The organism is Sorangium sp. So ce367, assembly GCF_051520455.1.
Taxonomy (GTDB): Bacteria; Myxococcota_A; Polyangia; order Polyangiales; family Polyangiaceae; genus Sorangium; species Sorangium cellulosum_B.
On sequence record NZ_CP150334.1, the window covers coordinates 5,950,967 to 5,971,020 of the forward strand.

A 20,054-nucleotide genomic window follows, 5' to 3' on the forward strand; every position below is an offset into this window, starting at 1 on the left:
ACTCGCAGTAGCAGCCGCCGCTCACGCGTCGACGGGCGCGGGCCCGGGGTTCCGATCGACGGCCAGCGCCGCGAGCCGCAGCCCGAACGCCTCGTACCGATCGCGCGCCGCCTGCGGCATGCCGAGCGCCTCGAGGCACGCGCCTTCGCGCTCGGGCCAGGGCAGCGCGTGGTAGATGCGCCGGGCGCGCCCTACGAGGTCGCGCCGCCCTGCGCCGCGCCCGACGCGCAGGAGCACCTCGGCTTGCACGAGGACGCTCCCCGAGCGAGCAAAGGCATCATCGAGAGCTTGCTCCGCCTCGCCGACGCCGGCGCCGCGCTGGATCGCGTACCAGAGCCGGAGGCCTGCGATCCGCGCTGCCTCCCCGGGAAGGTGATGAGCCTCCGCCGCACGGGCGGCGTCGGCCAGCAGCGCATCGAGCCGCTCCAGCGAACCGGACCGGAGCGCCGCGACGGCGACGCGACCAGCGCACGCCGCGATGAGCTCGGGCGCGCCCGAACGCGCGAGCGCCAACGCGCTCTCGGCCGCTTCCGCGGCGAGCAGCTCCGATCCGGCGCGCGCGAGGTGGTTGCCCGCAACGAGCAGCTCCGCCTCGATCCGCGCCCACGGAGGGTTCGCAGGCGCGACAGCGGTGACTCGCGAAACGAGCACCGCAATGGCGGCGTCCATGCGGTCGAGGCTCCATCCTTCGAGGAGCCCGGCGCGCACGGCGAGTCGGGTCCAGCCTGCGATGGCGCTGACGCGCGCGAGCGCGCGGGAGAGATCGCCGTCCCCCGCGATCACGTCGGCGAGATCCTCGAGGCCGCGAAGGGCGTCAGGCTCCCCCTGCGAACAGCGGACATGCAGGCGGAGCTCGTCGGCTTGCTCTGACTCGACGGAGGCGATGGCGTCGACGGCGGCCTCGAGCTCCCCCTGGCGGATGAGGAGGTCGGAGAGCGCCAGCGCGAACGAATGGATCCCGAGACGGGGCCCTGCTTGCGCGGTCTGACGGAGGCTGTCCTCTAGCCTGTGCGTCGCCTCCTTCCAGCGCCCTTCGGTGATCAGGAGAACCGCTTCCAACCTGTGCATGAAGAGGCGATTCTCGGTCGCCAGCCAGGCCATTTGCGCCTGCCCTAACGCTTCGCGCGCGCCCCGCGCGTCCTTGCGGCAAAGGTAGGCGTCCGCAAGCACGATGAGCTGCCGCGCAACGAGATCCGGGTTGGGCGGAGTCGCCTGCTCTGCGCCATCGAGGGCCTCGCGTGCCACGGCGATCTCGGAGCCGTAGTAGTCCGAGCGCTGCGAGATGATCTTGGTGTACTGCTCGCGGAATTCGTCCCGCACCGGCCCGAGCACGCGCAGCGCCTCCTGCATGTGGGCGCGACGCTCCTGCTTGATGGTGCTATCGGCGCGACGGTAGTGGAGCGCTGCCAGTATCGACCGGTCGTGCGCCGAGAGCCGTTTCTTCCGCTCCAGGAGCGCGATCCCGCGATCGAGCGCGCGGTACCCGCCCTCCAAGCGGCCTTGCATGAGCAGCTCTACCCCGAGGGCCAACAACGCAGCTGGTGAGCGCTCGTTGGCAATCCGATGCTCGACGTCGGGCTCAGCTTCCTGCGACGGCTCGAGATCGATGGCCTCCTGAGGTTCGATGAGGGCGACGGCGTCGCGGATCGAGTAGCAGTCCGGCGCCTCCCGCACGAAGCGCTGAAACGCCTCGATGCCGCGCAGGCGCAGCAGGAAGCGGCATTTCCGGCTGAGGAGCTTGTCGCGGTTGAGATTGAGCGCCAGCATCGCGTCCGCCGCGGGCTCGCCGATGTGCAGAAAGACGACGCCCTCGCCCGCCGCAGCAGGCGAGTCGAACATCTGCACGACATCGCCGCCGTTCTCGAGCGTGAACTCGCCGCTCGCCTCGACGCCGATCACGCTGCGCACGATCGGCCAGGCCGCGTCGCCGGCGACGACGATCACGAAATGCCCCCGTCCCAGCGCGGCCTCGAGGCCGCGGAGCTGTTGCTCGTCCGCTCGCCGCAGCTTGCGCACGACCCGGCTCACGCCTTATCCAGCCACTCCCAGAGCATCGGCGCCACCTCCCACCAGATACCGTCGTGGTTGTGCTCGATCACGACCGATCGCCGGGCGTATTCGAGCTGTCCCGCATCGGCCAGGAGGTGCGCCTCGCGTATGGCGCGGAGCGCCTCCTTGTCCTTGGGATAGAGCGTGGCGATGAACCTGGTCTTCTCCTCTGTGAGGGTGTCCTCCCACGCGATCTCATCGACGTGATCCTGCTTGTAGATCTGCGCCTGGATGATCGCGAACCGCAGGAGATTGAAGAAGTCGCGCACGACCCCGCCGGAGTACAAGGCGGCTTCGCGGACGACCTCGGCGTCGAACAGCCCAGGGCCCACGCGCGCGTCGAAGATGCTTCGCATGACGGCGACGCCCGTCGGGTCCTCGGCACCTGTCGGATCCAGCACGTTCGTCTTGCGCAGCACCTGGATCGGACGCAGGTGGTTGACGTTCCTTCCGAGGGTGCCGCCCGGACCGCCGAAGGTGACGGAAGGAGGCACCGTGACCAGTATGGGAACGTGTGGCGCGAGGAGCGCCCCCAGGTTGGTGTGGAAGATCTCGGTGAACTGCTCATTCGATCGCAGCTTCTCGAGATCGTCGACGACGATGAGCACGCGGTGCGGGAGGCCGGCGTGCACCAGCGCCGTCCCGATGTCGTCGACGAGGGCGTCGATGAGCTCGACGAGCACGCTTCCCTGGGTCTCGGCGAACCCGCGGAACTCGCGGCGGCGACCTTGCTCCACGGCGAGCTCCTGGCTGAGCTTGACGAAGAAGAGGTCGAAACTCAGGCCAAATTTCCCGCCCTTCTGCACGAGCCCGGCCGGGCCGTAGAGCGCGGCGTCGATCCGCTGCAGAATGCCGAGCCATCGGTCCGACCGATCGAACGTCACCAGCGTCGTGTCCGCGCTGGCACGCGCGTAGAGCTGCGCCGCGATCAGGAACAAGAGCTCGTGCGAGGCGAGGCTCGGCTGGTGCTCCGGCTCGATGTCGAACGCGACGATGTAAAAGCGCTGCAGGATGTCATGGTCGGCGAGGAGCCGCTTAAGCTCCGTGCTCTTGCCGCTGCCGATGTGCCCCGACAGGAAGAAGCGGTCCCGCTCGCTCGACTTGAGGAGCTGGCCCCGCAGCCGCGCGAGGGGCGGCAGCTGACGCCTCTTGCCGACCGGGATGGTGGTCTGCACGTAGACCGGGTCGTTGGGCTCGAGCGCCTTGAGTTCGAGGGCCTGGTAGGCGTCGTCGAGGGTCGTGGCAGGCACGGTGCCGACACTCTAGCCCCCGCGGCACGGGAAGTGAAAGGTCGCGACCGGCGGTCGGCGTCCGCGACGGACCCCCGGCCGAGGCCGGCGCCCCCGCGTCCCCTGCCCGCTCAGCCGCTCATCCGGGGGCAGACACCTTGGCAGCGGGCCCGGGCGAGAGCTTGCACGTGGCCTCCCACAGACCATTCAGGTACACGAGGCCCAGCGCGCGGTCATAAAGGCCATATCCAGGCTTGCCGGTCTCGCCCCAGATCATGCGGCCGTGGTCCGGGCGCACATAACCGTCGAAGCCGACGTCATGGTACGCCTTCACGATGGCGGCCATGTCGAGCGACCCTTCACAGGACAGGTGGGCGGACTCGAAGAAGGTGCCGTCCTCCTGGACCGCCACGTTGCGCAGATGCCCGAAGGGGATGCGGCCCATGCCGCCGAACTCGCGCACAAGCGATACGATGTTGTTGCACAGATCGGCGCCCAGCGAGCCGGAGCACAGCGTGATGCCGTTGGCCGGAGAGTCGACGGTCTTCACCAGGCGCATCAGATCGTCGCGGTTCTTGACGATGCGCGGCAGGCCGAAGATCGGCCGGGGCGGGTCGTCCGGGTGCATGGCCATGCGGACGCCGACCTCCTCGGCGACCGGGATGATGCGCCGGAGGAAGTGCTCCAGGTGCTCCCACAGGGCCTCTTCGCGGACGTTCCTGTACTCGTCGAGGACGGCGCGGAGCTGCTCCGGCTTGTAGCTCGAGTCCCAGCCGGGCAGCGAGATGCCTTGTTCCGGGTCGATCTCGGCCACCGCCGCGGCGTCGAAGGCCAGGGTCAGCGAGCCGTCGGGCAGCTCTCTGGCCATCTCGGTGCGGGTCCAGTCGAAGACCGGCATGAAGTTGTAGCAGATCACCTTCACGCCGGCGGCCGCGCAGTTGCGGATATTCTGGCAGAAATTGTCGATCAGCCGCTCGCGGGTCGGCTTGCCGAGCTTGATGTCCTCGTGCACCGGCACGCTCTCCACCACCTCGAACCGGAGGCCGACGCCCTCGACGCGCGCCCTGAGCGCCTGCAGCCGCTCGACCGGCCACACCTCGCCCACCGGCACATCGTAAATAGCCGAGACGATGCCGTAGATGCCCGGGATCTGACGGATGTACTCGAGCTTCACGGGGTCGTTCTCGCCGTACCAGCGAAAGGTCATCTTCATCGTTCCGGTCCTTCCAGCGTCACGGGTCATCCCGTGCAGAGCTCAGGGTTCGATGCGCCACGCGGCCGGCTCAGTTCGGAGGGACCCAGCCGCCGAGCACGATCGCTGGATCGCGCATCATCGCCGCTTGCTGCGCGGAGATCTGCGTCGATCCGGCGACACGCCCGCTGGTGTCGATGAGGCGTCCATCCACGTCCCGGCTCTGGTACTCCCAGAAGCGGAGGGTGCGCGGAGGAGACCCGCCCGTGATCGTCCACCCCGCCCGCGAGATGTGGCTGCCGAGCGTGCAGTTGACGTACGCGACGTGGCTCGCCGGATACTGGCTCACGTCGATCCTCGCCAGCGTGTTCCCCGTGATGCCCGCGTCGCTCGTGATGCGCGAGTCGACGAAGACATAGCCGTAGCCAGCGTCGCCGTTGCGCGCCTGCACGATGTAGCCGGATCGACCGACCGTCTTGATCTCGCACCGGTTGAAATACGCCGCGCCCGTGCCCCACACGAAGTCGACGTTGCCAGAGATCGTGCAGTTGTCCGCGTAGAGGCGCCCGGACCAGAGCAGCGTGTCCTGGAGGCTCAGGATGTCGGCGTCGCGCACGACGCACCTGTCGCAGTCCTGGAGGCGCAGGGCCTCCGCCTGGGAGCCGCCCTGCGGCGTCAGGTTGTGGATGGTGAGGTTCTCGATGATGAGATCGCTCACCTTGTCAGCGCCGACGAGCGCGCGCCCCCTGGTGCTCGGGTTCAGGTTGTTGTTGTTCGTACCCGACAGGACCGTGCCTTTGCGATCGGCCCCGCGCAGCGTGATCTTGTGTTTGCCCTCGAAGTAGACGACCCCGTGGTGGGTCCCGCGCTGAACGGTGATGAGCACGCTGTCCCTGTTATTCGCCGGGACCGCGTCGAGCGCGCCTTGCACCGAGCAGAAGTCGCCGGAGCCGTCGAGCGCAACATCGAGCGACGAGACGCTCGACGGGCCTGCGTCCGCCGTGTCGAAGCGCCACGCCGTCGCGTCCGCGATCGCGAACGAGCCGCCCCCCGGGGGGACGATGGCGCCCGGGTCGACCGTGACGTAGTAGGACTGGCCGTAGTCGAGCGCGCGCGACGGCAAGGACACGACAGCATCGTTGCCGTCCACGTACACCGGGCGAGGTACGTTGAACGTCCGGCCGCCGATCGTGGCGCTCACGGTCATCGAGGCCATGTCGACCGTCGCGACGGCCGCGCCCGGCCGGGCGGCGTTGAACACGCGAACGGCGCCCGCGCTGCCCAGCTTCGGAGCGCCGGGGAACGTGATGCGCAGCGGCGGATCCGGGCACAGCCCCCGGGCGCCCGGCGCGGGGAACAGCGCGCTCACGCCGTCAGGGAGATCGACCGGGGCCGCGCCGCCGTCGCCCTGGCTCGCGCCCGTGCCCTCGCCGCCGCCGCCGTCGGCCGCGCCGGCGCCGCCCTCTCCCGCGCCGCCCGACGCCGCGCTGCTGGTCGACCCGCCGCCGCCCGACGCCGCGCCGCCGGTCGATCCGCCGCTGGTCGAAGCGCCGGCCGTCGAAGCGCCGGCCGTCGAGGCGCCGGCCGTCGAGGCGCCGCTGGACGCCTCGGCGCTTGTGTCGTCCGCCGTCCCAGCGCCCTCGCAGGCGATCGAACACAGACCGAGGAGCCCGAAGAGAAAAAGTCGAGAGCGGATCATGGCGCCGGCGCAGGGTATCAAGGCGCTGCGCGGCCTGGCAATCCGAGCTCAGGGCACGGAACGTGCCCCTGCCCTGTTCGCAGAGACTCCCCATGCGCCAAGGCCGGCCGTGTGGCACGACGGCCATCGTCGTTCCCGCGCAACGGCCCCTGGAGCGTTCGCCCCATCCACCCTCGAGGAGCTTCATGGCTGACTCCGTACCCATGACCGACCGTGCCCACGATGTCCTTCGTCAGGAGCCTCAGAGCCTCGACCCCATCTTCAGGCCGCGGAACGTCGCGGTCATCGGCGCGACCGAGAACAGCGGCGCCGTCGGCCGCACGCTCCTCTGGAACCTGATCAGCAACCCGTTCGGCGGCACCGTCTATCCGGTGAACCCGAAGCGGCAGAGCGTCCTCGGCATCAAGGCCTATCCGAGCATCGCGGCCGTGCCGGCGAAGGTGGATCTCGCGGTCCTCGTCACGCCCGCCGGGAGCGTGCCGGGCCTCATCGGCGAATGCGTGGACGCCGGCGTCCCCGGCGCGATCATCATCTCGGCCGGCTTCAAGGAGATGGGCCCCCCGGGCGTCCAGCTCGAGCGGCAGATCATGGAGCGCGCCCGCGGGAAGATGCGCATCATCGGCCCGAACTGCCTCGGCGTCATGAACCCGATCGGCGGGCTCAACGCGACGTTCGCGAAGGGGCAGGCGCGGCCCGGCAAGGTCGCGTTCATCAGCCAGTCCGGCGCGCTCTGCACGGCGGTGCTCGACTGGAGCCTCAAGGAGCAGGTCGGCTTCAGCGCGTTCGTCAGCGTCGGCTCGATGCTCGACGTCGGCTGGGGCGACCTGATCGATCACCTCGGCAACGACCCCAAGACGAGCAGCATCCTCATCTACATGGAGTCGATCGGCGACCCGCGCGACGCGCGAGCGTTCCTGTCGGCCGCCCGCGAGGTGGCGCTCACCAAGCCGATCATCGTGATCAAGCCAGGCCGCAGCGAGGCGGCGGCGAAGGCGGCCGCCTCGCACACCGGCTCGCTCACCGGCTCGGACGAGGTGCTCGACGCGGCGTTCCGGCGCGTGGGCGTGCTGCGCGTGAACGACATCGCGGACCTGTTCTCCATGGCCGAGACGCTGGCCAAGCAGCCGCGGCCCGGCGGCAACCGGCTGTGCATCGTCACCAACGCCGGCGGCCCGGGCGTGCTGGCGGCGGACGCGCTCGTCGCGAACGGCGGCGAGCTGGCGCCGCTCTCGCCGGAGACCCTTGGCGAGCTGAGCGGCTTCCTCCCCGCCGCGTGGAGCCGCAACAACCCGGTCGACGTGCTCGGCGACGCCGGCGAAGACCGCTACGCGAAGGCCCTGGAGATCTGCGCGAAGGACCCGAACAACGACGGCGTGCTCGTCATCCTCACGCCGCAGGACATGACCGAGCCGACCCAGACCGCCGAGGCGCTGCGCAAGCACGCGCACGTCGAGGGCAAGCCCGTCCTCGCCAGCTGGATGGGCGGCGTGGAGGTGGAGGCGGGCAAAGCCATCTTGAACCGCGCCGGGGTCCCGACGTTCGAGTACCCCGACACCGCCGCTCGCTCGTTCTGCTCGATGTTCCGTTACGCGTACGCCCTCCGCGCCCTGTACGAGACGCCGAGCACGGACGAGCGGGCGCTGAACGTCGATCGCGAGAGGGCCAGGGAGCTCATCGCCGGCGTCCGCGCGTCGGGCCGGACGCTCCTGGATGAGGTGGAGTCGAAGCAGCTCATGGCGGCGTACGGCATCCCGACGGTGCCGACGGCCGTCGCGAGGAGCGCGGACGAGGCCGTGGCGACGGCCAGGCAGATGGGGTATCCGGCCGTCCTCAAGCTGTACAGCGCCACGATCACCCACAAGACCGACGTGGGCGGCGTGAAGCTCGGTCTGCGCGACGATGACGCCGTACGCAGGGCGTTCGAGGAGATCCAGGAGAGCGTCTCGCGCCTGGCCGGCGCGCAGCACTTCCAGGGCGTGACGGTCCAGCCGATGATCTCGCTGAAGGACGCCTACGAGATCATCCTCGGCAGCTCGATCGATCCGCAGTTCGGCCCGGTGCTCCTGTTCGGGGCCGGCGGGCAGCTCGTCGAGATCTTCAAGGACCGCTCGCTCGGTCTGCCGCCGCTCAACGCGACGCTGGCGCGTCGCATGATGGAGCAGACGAGGATCTACCGCGCGCTCCAGGGCGTGCGCGGCCGCAAGCCGGTGGACCTCACGATGCTCGATCACCTGCTCGTGAGGTTCTCGCAGCTCGTGATCGAGCAGCGATGGATAAGCGAGATCGACATCAACCCGCTCTCCGTGAACGCGGAGGGGGCCATCGCCCTCGACGCCCGCGTCGTCCTGCAGGCGCCGGACACGCCGGAGTCCTCGCTCCCCAGGTCGGCGATCCGCGAGTATCCCACCCAGTATGTGACGGAGCTCAAGAGCAAGGACGGGCAGGCGTCGTTCACGATTCGGCCCATCCGCCCCGAGGACGAGCCGCAGATGGTCGAGTTCCACAAGAAGCTGTCCGAGCGGACCGTGCGGCTCCGGTATTTCTACCCGATGCAGCTCGACCTGCGCACCGCGCACGAGCGGCTGACGCGCGTCTGCTTCGCGGACTACGACCGCGAGATGGCGCTGGTCGTCGAGAAGCCGCCCGCGGGCGGCGCGCAGCGGCAGATCATCGGCGTCGGCCGGCTGAGCAAGCTGCCAGGCACGCGCGACGCGGAGTTCGCCCTGCTGATCAGCGACGAGCACCAGAGGCAGGGGCTCGGTTCCCGGCTGCTGAGCCTCCTCGTCCAGATCGGCCGCGACGAGGGGCTCTCCCGCATCAGCGCCGACATCCTGGCCGAGAACGTGGAGATGCAGCGCGTGGCGCAGAAGCTCGGCTTCCGGGTGACGCGCGAGATCGGGGACTCGACCGCGAGGGCGGAGCTGACGCTGTAGGCGCGATAGGTCCTGTGCGACAGCCGCGCTGCTGGAGCACCCGTGGGAACGTGGGGGGCGGCGCGGCCGGGCACGCACGTGGCGCTTCCCGCCGCCTGCGAGGCATGCGCATGCTCGGGGAGCAGCCATGGATACCCACCGTCTGAAGACCCTGTTCGAGCGGCTCAGGCAGCAGCACCCCGTGAACGCAGGCGAGATCGACGCGGTCGAGCGATGGCTCCACGACGCGCCGCTCATCCGTCGCTACCGTATCAACCCCCACGTGGTCGCGGCGGACACCGCGCTCGACGCGCACGCGGTCATCCGCGTCCTGCTGCACGGCACCCAGACTGGCCTCTTCGACATGCACTGGGACGTCCACTGCGGCCATTGCAACATGCTGGCCGAGGCGATCGACGACCTCGCCGCGGCCGCCGCCGTCTCGTTCTGCCCGATGTGCGAGTACTCCTTCGACGTCGACATCTCGGTGCGCGTCGAGGTGACGTTCTCGCTCGGCCGGTCCATCGAGGACCTCGGCTTCCCCCCGGTTTGCCAGCCGCCGTCGGCGCTCCACCCCCGCTATGGCATGACCGCCGCGCTCGGCGAGACCGTGACGGCGACCGAGGTGCTCACCGCCGGCCGCTACCGCTACTTCTGCCCCTTGACCCGCGCCAAGGGCATCCTTCGCGTCGAGGGTGAGCCCACGGACGAGGTGCAGGCCGTCGCGATCTCGCAGCTCGCGGGACCCCACTTCGACGTGACGGAGCTCGTGGTGCGGCCCGGCCCGCTCAAGATCGCGCTCACCAACGTCGGCTGGCCGCAGTGCGGCTTCATCGTTCATCACGATGTCCTGAAGGACGAGCTCGATCCGGCCAGCCTGCCGCGGCGGCTCAGCGGGCTCGAGCTGCTCCATGTGCCGGAGTACCGGCGCTACTTCGGCGGCATGGTGCTGTCGGCGCGGGAGCGGCTGACGGTCCGATCGGTCCTCGTCGTCTTCACCGATCTGTGCGGCTCCACGCGGCTGTACGAGCGGATCGGCGACGCCCCCGCGTACAACCTGGTGCGCGATCACTTCGACATCGTGATCGGCGCCGTCGAAGCTCAGGGCGGCGCGGTGGTCAAGACGATCGGCGACGCGGTCATGGCCACCTTCCTGGACGAGCGGTCCGCGGTGACGGCGCTGAGCGCAGCCATGCGCGGCATGCTCGGCCGCAACGCCGGCCGGCCCGAGGGCGAGCGCCTCGTGCTCCGGGCGGGCATGCACCGCGGCCCGGCGTTGCTCGTCAACCTGAACCAGCGACTCGACTACTTCGGCCGCACCGTGAACACGGCGGCGCGCATGCTCGGCGTCTCTGCAGGCGGCGAGCTCACCGTCTCCGCGCCGCTCGCCGCCGACGCCGAGCTCGTCGGCATGCTCACCGATGAGGGCTGGACGCCACCGCGCGCCTCGCACGTCGACCTGAAGGGGATCGAGGGGACCCGCACCGTGCATTCGGCGGGTTTTCCCGGCATGGCTGCGCGTTGACCCGCGCGCGTCTCCGACGCACCGGACCCGCTGACTGTGCACGGCCCGCGGCGCGCTCCGCGTCGTCCCGTCGATCGCCTCCGAGCCTCATCGCAAGCTCCTCTGCCCACGTCACAACGCAAGCGGGTACCCCTCCACCGAGTACGCGCAGGCGCGCGGGATGGCATGAGCGTGCATCGCAAACTGCAGCATTCCGGGACACGATGGATGCTGCATGGCTTGATTCTCACTTCGCGCAGCATTCCCTCGAACGCGCACGCTGTGCAGGTTACGCGGAACAGGTAGCTGCCCATGAGTCTGCTCCAGTCTGCCCAACCCTCGGATGAACCGCGGCGCGAAGCGCCGGCCGATCCATCGGGGAGTTAGCGTGTGTGTCGGCTACGTTCGCACTCCCTTCGCCCTTCACGCGTCTGGATGACCTCTCGTGATGGCCATTCATCCAAGGGTTCACCTCCAGATTTGCCACCACTTTTTCCCTGGAGACCGCTGTTCCGTCTGCTCGCCCGGCCCCTCACCATCGTCCTCTCTGAAGTCCTTGTGCTGGACCAGCTGGACACCGCCACAGGCACCGCAGAAGGCGCTGAACGCGTCCATTCTTGCGCCGGCAGGAATATTTGGGAAGACCTTCGCCATCAGCTCGGAAGGCGCGTCGAACAGCTCGTCCAGGCCGCACTTGCTACACGGCCCAATGATCCAGTCTTCGCGCTCTCGCAGGTACCGCTCGCGGACCTGCAGCAAGTGCTCGCCGCCGGTCGGCGCAATGAACCGGACCTCTGCGCCTTCGCTGACGGTCTTCAACTGGTGCGGCTGGTTCAGGACCCGGGCGCTAAAGACATCGCCGTGGCATGCGGTGACGCGCACCCAGACGAGCTCCGGACGGCGATCGGTGAGCCGCGGCCCGCCGTCGTGAACCAGGACTTGCAGGTCGTCCGGGTGGTCGACGTGGAAGCGGCCCTCGAGCCTCGGGTGCTGTCGCCAAGCTGCCGTCATGTCCCAGAACCTCTCAACAGTTGCACTCCTGCCAGCCGCGCCCTCCGCGCCCCTCACTCCGCGAACACGCTCACATCGACACCAGCGGCCTTCGCCAGCCCGGCGAGGTGTCCCGACCCGCGGCTCTTCTCGAACGCCGCATGAAACACCAGCACCCGCGCCACCCCGCTCGCCAGCATCCGCTCGTTGAGCCCCTTCCAGGCACCACGCTTGTACTTCGCATAGTCCGCCTTGTTCTTCGCCATCGGCTCCACGTCGAGCCCCAGCTCGGCGGCTACGCGCCCGGCAAGGGCGTCCGCGCCCGGCGAGTCGCCGTGGATCACGGTCGCCCCCACCGGAAGCCTCGCCAGCTCGCGCCGGATCGCGTCCACGTTGGTCCACGCCACGGCGCCGGCGACGATCACACGCGTCATTCCACCATCCTACCCTCGAAGCGCGCAGAGCGGGAACATCAGGATGTACACATTCCCGGCTGGCCCTCCCGGCGTAGCACCCGCACCCGCCCGCCGAAGCATCCCGCGCTATGGGGCAACCGCCTCGCCGAGCGTCGTCGCGGCGAATTCCGCCCTATCATCTCAACGAGCATGGGATCGAGAAGTGCAATCCGCCGTGCCGATGGGCAGGCCGCGCGCAGGGTGAGCACGACGCGCCCTCCGGCCGGGAGCGTCCTGAAGGCGTCCGTCCCGCTCTTCGCCGGCTCGCCTGCGCCGGGGGCGTCGGGCTCCGCGCCTCGCGCGCCGGTCGACGTCGATGCGGTGGACCTGCCCGCGTTCGGCCTCGCCGACGATGTGCTGCCGTTCAGCGGCGACGTGCACGCGCACCGCAAGCACCAGCTGCTCTACGCGAGCGCGGGCGTCCTGCACCTCGAGGTCGGCAGCGCCCACTGGATCCTGCCGCCGCAGCGCGCGGCGTTCATCGCGGCCCACGTCATGCACCGCGCGCACGCCGCGGGGCCCGTCGCGCTGCGGACGGTCTACCTGTCGCCGCGGCTCACCCAGGTGCCGCTGCCTTCTGGCGATTCATCAGGCGAGGAGCGCGTCGACTGCCGCGTCTTCGCGGTGACGCCGCTCGCGCGAGAGATGGTCCTCCACGCGATGCGCTGGGGGCCAGACCACGGCGGGCGCGACGCGACCGCCTCGCTCTTCTTCAAGACGCTCGGCGCGCTGTGCCGGGAGTGGGTCGCCGAGCCGCTCCCGTTCAAGCTGCCGGTCGCGCGCTCGTCCGAGCTCGCTCGGGCGATGCGGTTCGCGCGCGAGCACCTCGGCGAGCACCCGACCCTCGACGACGCGGCGCGCGCGGCGCGCACCTCGACGCGCACGCTGTCGCGGCGGTTCGTCGAGGAGGCGCGGACGACGTGGACCGAGTACCTGAGCACCGCCCGGATGCTGCGCGCGATGGATCTGCTGGCCGTGAGCGGCGCCCGCGTCACCGACGTCGCCGTCGCGGTCGGCTTCGACAGCCTGGGGGCGTTCACGCGCGCGTTCGCCGCCTTCACGGGCGAGCGGCCGAAGGACTTCCGGGCCCGCGCGCAGGCGAACGAAGCGCCCGCGAGGTGAAGCGGCGCGGCGCGCGCGGGCGAACAGCGCTCCCGGGCGGCCGCGCCGAGGCCCTCACTTGCTCGCGATCGCGTTCACCAGGCCGTAGACGCCGTACTCGATCATGTAGGCGAGATCGTAGTCAGGGAACTCGGCGCTCGCGAGGGCCGCAATCTTCTTGTGGTGGCTCGACGCCTCGGCCCCCGAGAGCTCGCTCTTCTTCGCGCCGAGCGAGGCGACGTAGCGCTCGACGAGCGACTCCATCCCGGTGAGGTACGCCTTCTGCTCGTCCACCGCGGCGCGCACCGGGGCGGTCTGCCCCCGGCCGCCGTGAACCGTTAGCCCGTCGAACTCCAGCAGCTCGTCGAGCGCCGCGCGCCACGAGGCGAGGTCGGGCGACGGCTTGCCGTCGCGGAGGCCGCCCTCGAGCCACGCGTGCGCCTTGTGGTGCACGAGATCACCGACGACGAGCGCCCTGGCCGAGGGGACGATCGCGACGGTCTGCGTCGTCGAGATGCCGGCGTGCTCGAGCTCGCGCAGCTCGACCGCGCCGGCCTCCAGCGGGAGCGAGGTCGTGCCCTCGAACGTCACGTCGACGACGGCCTTCGGCGGGTACGTCTCCTCGGTGAACATGCCCGCGCCGATGAAGTACGCCTTCTTGTAGGCGTGGACCTCGTCGATCGCGCCCGAGGTGGCGCGGCTCGCGACGACCTTCGCGCCGATCTTCTGGAACTCGGAGGTGCCGTTGAACTTGTCCGGATTCGGGTGCGTCACCACGACGTACGTGATCGGGCTCTGCGTCTCCCGGCGGATCTGCTCGATGGCGCTCCGGGCGTACGCAACCGTGAACTGGGCGTCGAACACGACGACCTCGCGCCCGGTGTCGTAGTAATACGAGCGTGTATCAAAGCCGGCGGCGTCCGACGTGAACGCGGCGAGCCGCGCGGCCGGCGCGCCGGTAGGGCCCTCCACAGGCACGCTCGGGCCCGCGGCCTCCGAGGCGCAGGCGGCGAGGGCGGTGAACGAGGCGACAGCGGCGGCGCGGATGAGCTTCGACATGGGGGGTTCCTCTCTCGATGGCATCGCGGGGCGTCCTGCCCCGGAGACGGGGGAGAAGATGCGGAGATCGGCGCTGGCGCGCTTCCTTCCAGAAGCCAATGTTTTGCTCCTGCGCGCCAGCGTCGATCAGACCGTCGTACGCAGCCGCTGTAGGCCGCCTCGGCGCCAGTCGGACCGGCCTCGGCGGCGCCCGGCCGACACGAAGATCGCCCTTACAGAAGCCGCATAGCGCTGTAGTATCGTTCACATGGGGGTAGCTCATGGGACAGGGACGCGGCGCGCGGGCGGCGCACTCGACAGCCCAGCGGCGACGGTGCTGGACGGGGCCACCCTGAACGCCATTTCATCGAGCGACGGGCTCATGTCTCTCCACGGCCCAAGACCAACCGCACACATCTCCATCGGAATCTCAACGACCTCGTCACCGAGGCTCTCCCCGGCCCCGTACCGCCTGAACGTCGAGGCGGAGCCCTCTCCAAGTAAGGGAACGTTGATGACAGACTCGCTCAACCCGTACCAGGATTTCGCCGCATGCCACCCGAAGCTGCGGGAAGCGGTGTCTGAGGTCGTCGCCTACTGGGAGCCCGATTCGGCGCCTGTGACGGTCGTCTTCGGCCGCATCGGTCGTGCGCTTGTTCAGCTTGAGTCCGACCTCGATGACGTCACGCTTGATGAGGTTTCGCGGCTCGTGGAGCGTTCGCTTTCAGGAAGTGGCCCAGAGGCAGATGCGGTCGCGACGGGGCTCCTGGAGGCGATCTGCGCCCACAGCGTCGATGCCCCTGCCGCCGCTGCGCGCGTCGTCTCTCATCTGGGGCCCGATGCGCGCGCTTACATTCGGGCCTGGGATGCCTTCACCGGAACGACGACTCCGGGCGTCACGTAATCGTGCTGGTAGTCATGAATGGCGGGGGACCGCGCTGCGCCGCCGGCGTCACCGCTTCACGTCACGAGCTCGCCTGTCGACGGCGGTCGTGGTAACGCTGCTCCGCATGGCGATGGCCGCGCGAACGGCGACGAAGAGCGGGACGCGCTCCCCGCAGGGGCGCCGTCGCGTTCGCGTGTACACGGCATGGCACCCGGTACTCGTCGCGCTCCTCGAGCACGTGCTGCCCGCGGGCTGGTATCAGTGCATCTCGGAGTTTCAGCTCGCGCGCGAGCCGCTCCGCGTCGACCTCGTCATCCTTCGGCGCCGGCGGCGCGGCGCTCCGCCCAGGCCGAGCCTTCTCACCAGCGTCGTGGGCGGGCTGGCCGAGCACACCTTGGTGCACTTCAAGGGGCCGACCGACGAGCTCGAACGCGACGACGCCCGCATGCTCCTCGCTTACGCGCTGCAGTACCTCGTCGTTGCAGAGATTGAGGACCCCGCCTCCGTCGCCCTCCGCGTGCTCGCGCCCCGCCTGACCCCGCGCTTCGTCGAGGCGCTCAGATCGCTCGGCTGCGCGCTCACGCCCACAGGACCGGGCACACACGAGGGTCGGCTCTGCGTCTTTCCGCTGCGGGTGGTGGAGACGGTGCCGGCGAACGCTCGCGAGGGCGACCATCTGCTGTACACTGTGACGCCTGGGATGGTCGCCGACCCCGGCGGGATCCCGGCGCTCTCCCCGACGGAGATCGCGGTGTTCTGGGCGCTCCTGGAGCATGTCGAGCAGCTTCGACGTCCGCTCCCGGGGCAGAGGAAGCGGCACATGAAGGACGAAAAGCGGGTGGTCGAGAGCTTCGAGAAGGTGCTCACGCGCCTCGTCGCGCGGGTGCCGCCCAAGCAGCGGCTCGCCGGGCTCGCCCCCGAGCAGCTACTCGCCGGGCTCGCCCCCGAGCAGCGGCTCGCCGGGCTCGCCCCCGAGCAACGGCTCGCCGGGCTCGCCCCCGAGCAGCGGCTCGCCGGGCTCGCCCCCGAGCAGCGGCTCGCCGGGCTCACCGAGGCGCAGGCGGTTCTCGCCCTGCCGGACGCGATGCTCCGCGCGTTGTCCGCGGAGTACATCGCTGCGCTGCCTCGCGAGACGCAGGCGGCGATCCAAAAGCGCCTCGGGGCAGCCTCGCGGCGGCGCCCGGCGCGTCGGCGAAAGCCGCGCAGCCCTTCGAGATGACGCCTCGACGCCGGAATCGGCGACGGCCGAGGCGTAGTTCGTTCTTTCAGACCATGCGCCGACCGTGCAATGAGCGATAGAGACGCCCCCTGAGGCCGTCCTCGGATCCATGCTGCCGGGGTTCGACTTCGCGGCGCAGCAGCTGCTCGACTTCCGGATCTCCGTCCTCGCCCTGCCCGTCATGCCGTGGGTCTTCATGGCGCTGGCGTTCTTCCCCTCCGTGGAGCGGGCGAAGCTCGCGACGCGCTCGCCCTGCTGAGGCAGCTCGTGTTTTATCTCCCTCTGATGTGGCTCTTGCCCAAGATTGCCGGGGTGAGCGGGGTGTTCTGGGCGAACGCCGCGATCGACATCGCGCTCTTCGTGCTCGTGATCCCCCTGGTCGGCCGGGAGTTCCGGAGGCTCGACGGGCGAGGCGCGGAGGCGGGCGCCCCGCTGCGCGAGGCGACCGCCGGGTGAGCCGTACCCGCGCGCCGGACGCGCGGCCTCGCGGCGCTACGCCGACGGGTCGGCCACGCGACCCACGAACAGGATCGCGCTCGTCGCGTTGTCCCGGATGAAGAAGAAGAACGGGCGATCGAAGCGGATGGCCGCGGGCTCGGGCGGCCCGCTCTCGTCGAGGACCACCGCGGTCGCCGCCGCGGCCTCCGTGCCCGCCTCGTTCACGGAGACGAACGCCTTGTGGACCACGGCGGAGATGAACAGGCCCCCCTGCCCGTCGATCCCCGAGAAATCCGCGGCGCCGAAGGCGGCACTCATCCCCAGATCCATGAGCGGCGGGATGAGGTCGAACGTCGACTCCACCTTGAATTTCGGCAGCCCGATGGTGACGTTCCGCGGCTCCAGCGAGCCCAGGACGCCGTCGAGCCGCGCGCCGTCGAGGCCTTCCTCGAACGCCTCGATGTCGGACGGCAGCACGAGCACCATCGACAGCTCGTCGCCGTCATAGGGCATCTCGAGCGCCGCGTAGCCGTCGCCCTCGCCGTAGCGGACCTCCGACGTGGCGGCCATCATCGGTACGGAGACCGTGGAGCCGTCCGCCAGCGTGAAATCGCCCGGGGCGGTGTCCTCCTCCTTGAAGGGGAACTTCCACGCCGCGTTGAAATAGATGGCGTTCGTCAGCACGAGCCGGGTCGCGCTGCTGATGGAGCCTTCCGGCAGGAGGTCCTTGATCCGGTCCTCGGTGCGCTCTGCGACCCACCCGTTGATGATCTCCCGGGTCTCGCTCGTCCGGCCGAAGTCGACGAGATTCATCCCGGCCCCGTAGTTCTCCGCGAGCACGTCGAGGAACGCGGGCAGGAACGGATAGCCGACCTGCCCCCAGAGCGCGTTGGCGATGTTGAGCTGGAACCCCTCGCCGTCCTGCCCCTCGGCGACCTCGCCGCGGCTCTCGAGCGCCAGATCCAGCGCGTTGAACGCCGGGTGCAGCCGCTCCTGAGGCAGCGTGAAGCGAAGCGCGCTCGCCATCTCCGCCTCCGTCTCCGTGCGCGCGCCCGCGTACGTCATCGCGAGCGCGCTCGACACGCTGTGCGGCGAATAGAACATGTTGCCCGGCTCGCCACCGAGCTCCCCGTAGAGGTCGAGCGCGAACGCCGTGTTGCCGTCGGCGAGCGCCTCGCGATCGGCGTCGGGCACCGAGGGCTCGAGGATCCGCTGCTTCTCGGAGGTGAGGACGCACCCCACCGTCTCCGGATCGCTGCATCCGGACGGCGAGGGCTCCGGGTCCTCCCCTGTGCCGCCCGAGGAGCAGCCCGCGAGGAGCACGGACAGAGGGATGAGGATTGAAGAAAATTGGTGATAACGCATGGGCCCCGGCGCAGCAGCGCTTGTGCCAAGGGCCCCGGCCTCATCGACCCCCGCGGAGATGGCCGCTCTCGCGGCGGTGACACCCACCGGCGCAGCGCCCGCGATCGCAGGGACATGGTTGGCCCACTGTGGCACAGGACGCGTTCGTCCTGTGCGGAGGCGACGCGACCCTCACTGCTCGAGGTAGAGGGCGACCTCCGCTGTCCGTCCCTTGGCGTGGGCGATCAGCGTGGCGAGTCCGTTCTCGAAGTCCTCGGGCGTCGTGAGGTGCGTGTGCCCCTCGATCTCGCCCTCCGGCCCGACGACGTACGGCGCGATCAGGTCGTGCGCCGCCTTGAACCACGCCTCGGAAGCGGCCGCCTCGTACTCCTTGGTGGCGGCCTGCGCCACGTAGCCGCGGTAGACATCGAGATAGACCGGATCGTCGAGCAGGAACCGGACGAGCGGCCATTGCTCGGTCACCTCGGCCATCGAGAGGGGCAGCGCCGTCAGCCCGATGGTCACGCCCGCGTCCGCGTCCGAGAACGCGAAGGTGTGATCCCAGGGGATCCACGTGAACTGCCCGCCCTTGTTCGGGTCCGCGTAGAGATAGTAGTTGTGCGGCAGGCGGCCGTACACGTCCCAGTCCTCGATCACCGCGTTCAGCGCGAACCAGTGCAGGAAGCCGTCGACGTCGAGGCGCGCCTCGAGCCCCGCGCGCCAGGCGGCGGCGTCGGTCCTGTCGGCGTGCAGCGCGTCGAACAGCGCCCGCGCGTCCGAGAGATCGGTGTCGTCCTCGTTGTTCTCCTTGACGATGGTGTCGGGGTCCCACGTCTCCCACCGCGCGCCGGTGCCATCGGGCTTGTAGAGGTTGCCCTTGTGGCCGCCGAAATGGGTATCGAGGAACGACTCGTCCGACGGGAGCTCGATGCCGGTGTACAGCCCGAAATAGACGGGACCTTCCCCGTGATCGACGAAGACCCGGTAGAACGCGGTCGCGGGCGCAGGGATCCCCGCCTTGGCGAAGATGTCGGTGCCGATCTTCTCGCGCAGGAGCGAGGGATCCAGGTACCCGCTCGCGAACGACATCGAGTCGAACCCGTAGAAGCGCTGATTCTTGGTCTCGGGATACTCGTCCTCGAATCGGTCGAAGTTGAGGCGCAGCGGCAGCTTCCAGTTGCCCGCGTTCCAGGGCAGGAGCAGGCTCGAGTTGCCCTTGAAGCGGATGCCGACGTGCTTCCACTGCCGATCCTCGGTGGCGACGTCGCACTCGACGTAGACCGGCGTGCGCGGGAGCAGCTCGACGCTGCTGATGAGCCCCGGATCGCCGCCCCCAGGGCCGGGCGGCATGCAGGTCAGCTCGCCCTCGACGTCGGTGCACACCCCCTCGGTGGCGGTCCCGAAGATGTCGATCGTGCAGTCGGCGTCCGCCGCCAGCCCCTCGCAGGCGGCGATCCAGTCCGGCGGCGGCACGAATTCCCCGGGCTCCTGCGGGGGCGGCTGGCAGGTCAGGCCGCCGGGGAGCTCCGTGCACGCTCCCTCGGTGACGGCCCCGAAGAGGTCTATCGTGCAGGCGTCGCCGGCCACGAGGCCATCGCAGGCCGTGACCCACTCCGGAGGCGGCGCGAAGGGACCGCCCTGCGAGCCGAACTCGCCGGCCAAGTCCGTCATGTCGTCGACCATCTGCTGCCACTGCTCGGGCGTGATGGTGATGTCGATGCGGGGAACCCGGTCCTGCGGGAACGCGGCGGCGTAGTCCGGCGGCTCCGTGGGGACGCCGCCCGCCCCGCCGTCGCCCCCTGCGCCGTCGCCTCCCGCGCCCTGCCCCCCGGTGCTGCTGCTCGCGCCGGCGCCCGCCCCGGTCGCGCCGGGGTCGTCGGACGAGCCGCAGCCCACGAGAGGCGCGGCCGCCAGCGTGGCGAAAGGCAACAGGCAACGAAGAATTCTCAAGGTCATCGATCGCTCCTCAGCTCGCGTTTCGGGGCGATATTATGTCAA

The 20,054-nt window shown here is 69.9% G+C and carries 16 protein-coding genes; 7 read left to right on the forward strand and 9 right to left on the reverse strand.

What is annotated here, in order from left to right:
* Positions 1–21: 21 nt before the first annotated feature.
* The 4 genes from WME97_RS22640 to WME97_RS22655 form a co-directional block, all read right to left on the reverse strand.
* Positions 22–2,028: a hypothetical protein gene (locus tag WME97_RS22640; RefSeq protein ID WP_437554822.1), complete on the reverse strand. Its 2,007-nt coding sequence runs from the start codon at positions 2,026–2,028 to the stop codon at positions 22–24.
* Positions 2,025–3,299 (reverse strand): hypothetical protein, encoded by a 1,275-nt coding sequence (locus tag WME97_RS22645; RefSeq protein ID WP_437554823.1) that lies wholly within the window; start codon positions 3,297–3,299, stop codon positions 2,025–2,027. The genes WME97_RS22640 and WME97_RS22645 overlap by 4 nt, the downstream gene beginning before the upstream one ends.
* Positions 3,300–3,417: 118 nt before the next feature.
* Positions 3,418–4,491 carry a mannonate dehydratase gene (gene uxuA, locus WME97_RS22650; protein ID WP_437554824.1) on the reverse strand — a complete coding sequence of 358 codons (1,074 nt, stop codon included), beginning with the start codon at positions 4,489–4,491 and terminating at the stop codon, positions 3,418–3,420.
* 70 nt (positions 4,492–4,561) lie between these two features.
* Complete coding sequence (locus WME97_RS22655) at positions 4,562–6,169, reverse strand: pectinesterase family protein (RefSeq protein ID WP_437554825.1); 1,608 nt, start codon at positions 6,167–6,169, stop codon at positions 4,562–4,564.
* A 185-nt stretch (positions 6,170–6,354) separates the two neighbouring features.
* Between WME97_RS22655 and WME97_RS22660 the strand changes: the two genes are divergently transcribed.
* Both WME97_RS22660 and WME97_RS22665 read left to right on the forward strand, forming a co-directional pair.
* Positions 6,355–9,102 carry a bifunctional acetate--CoA ligase family protein/GNAT family N-acetyltransferase gene (locus tag WME97_RS22660; RefSeq protein WP_437554826.1) on the forward strand — a complete coding sequence of 916 codons (2,748 nt, stop codon included), beginning with the start codon at positions 6,355–6,357 and terminating at the stop codon, positions 9,100–9,102.
* A gap of 127 nt (positions 9,103–9,229) precedes the next feature.
* Entirely contained in the window at positions 9,230–10,606 is a 1,377-nt protein-coding gene (locus WME97_RS22665; RefSeq protein WP_437554827.1) for a DUF5939 domain-containing protein, read from the forward strand.
* A gap of 447 nt (positions 10,607–11,053) precedes the next feature.
* Here the strand turns inward: WME97_RS22665 and WME97_RS22670 are convergent, their stop codons facing one another.
* Both WME97_RS22670 and WME97_RS22675 read right to left on the reverse strand, forming a co-directional pair.
* The gene (locus WME97_RS22670) at positions 11,054–11,596 is read right to left on the reverse strand and encodes a hypothetical protein (RefSeq protein WP_437554828.1); all 543 of its coding nucleotides are present in this window, start codon (positions 11,594–11,596) and stop codon (positions 11,054–11,056) included.
* 53 nt (positions 11,597–11,649) lie between these two features.
* Complete coding sequence (locus tag WME97_RS22675; RefSeq protein ID WP_437554829.1) at positions 11,650–12,009, reverse strand: SLOG family protein; 360 nt, start codon at positions 12,007–12,009, stop codon at positions 11,650–11,652.
* Positions 12,010–12,231: 222 nt separating this feature from the next.
* Here WME97_RS22675 and WME97_RS22680 point away from each other — a divergent pair, with 222 nt between their 5' ends.
* Entirely contained in the window at positions 12,232–13,152 is a 921-nt protein-coding gene (locus WME97_RS22680; protein ID WP_437554830.1) for an AraC family transcriptional regulator, read from the forward strand.
* Positions 13,153–13,206: 54 nt separating this feature from the next.
* Here WME97_RS22680 and WME97_RS22685 read toward each other — a convergent pair whose 3' ends face one another.
* Positions 13,207–14,190 carry an MBL fold metallo-hydrolase gene (locus WME97_RS22685; RefSeq protein ID WP_437554831.1) on the reverse strand — a complete coding sequence of 328 codons (984 nt, stop codon included), beginning with the start codon at positions 14,188–14,190 and terminating at the stop codon, positions 13,207–13,209.
* 493 nt (positions 14,191–14,683) lie between these two features.
* On the opposite strand from WME97_RS22685, the gene WME97_RS22690 reads away from it, so the two are divergent.
* From WME97_RS22690 to WME97_RS22705, 4 genes are all read left to right on the forward strand, one after another.
* Entirely contained in the window at positions 14,684–15,073 is a 390-nt protein-coding gene (locus tag WME97_RS22690; RefSeq protein ID WP_437554832.1) for a hypothetical protein, read from the forward strand.
* A 112-nt stretch (positions 15,074–15,185) separates the two neighbouring features.
* Positions 15,186–16,274 carry a hypothetical protein gene (locus tag WME97_RS22695; RefSeq protein ID WP_437554833.1) on the forward strand — a complete coding sequence of 363 codons (1,089 nt, stop codon included), beginning with the start codon at positions 15,186–15,188 and terminating at the stop codon, positions 16,272–16,274.
* A 109-nt stretch (positions 16,275–16,383) separates the two neighbouring features.
* Positions 16,384–16,533 (forward strand): hypothetical protein, encoded by a 150-nt coding sequence (locus WME97_RS22700; RefSeq protein ID WP_437554834.1) that lies wholly within the window; start codon positions 16,384–16,386, stop codon positions 16,531–16,533.
* 8 nt (positions 16,534–16,541) lie between these two features.
* Complete coding sequence (locus WME97_RS22705) at positions 16,542–16,730, forward strand: hypothetical protein (protein ID WP_437554835.1); 189 nt, start codon at positions 16,542–16,544, stop codon at positions 16,728–16,730.
* Positions 16,731–16,766: 36 nt separating this feature from the next.
* Here WME97_RS22705 and WME97_RS22710 read toward each other — a convergent pair whose 3' ends face one another.
* Together WME97_RS22710 and WME97_RS22715 are read right to left on the reverse strand one after the other, a co-directional pair.
* Positions 16,767–18,077, reverse strand: a complete 1,311-nt coding sequence (locus WME97_RS22710; RefSeq protein ID WP_437554836.1) for a serpin family protein — start codon at positions 18,075–18,077, stop codon at positions 16,767–16,769.
* Between the two features lie 171 nt (positions 18,078–18,248).
* Complete coding sequence (locus WME97_RS22715) at positions 18,249–20,012, reverse strand: CotH kinase family protein (protein ID WP_437554837.1); 1,764 nt, start codon at positions 20,010–20,012, stop codon at positions 18,249–18,251.
* Positions 20,013–20,054 lie beyond the last annotated feature (42 nt).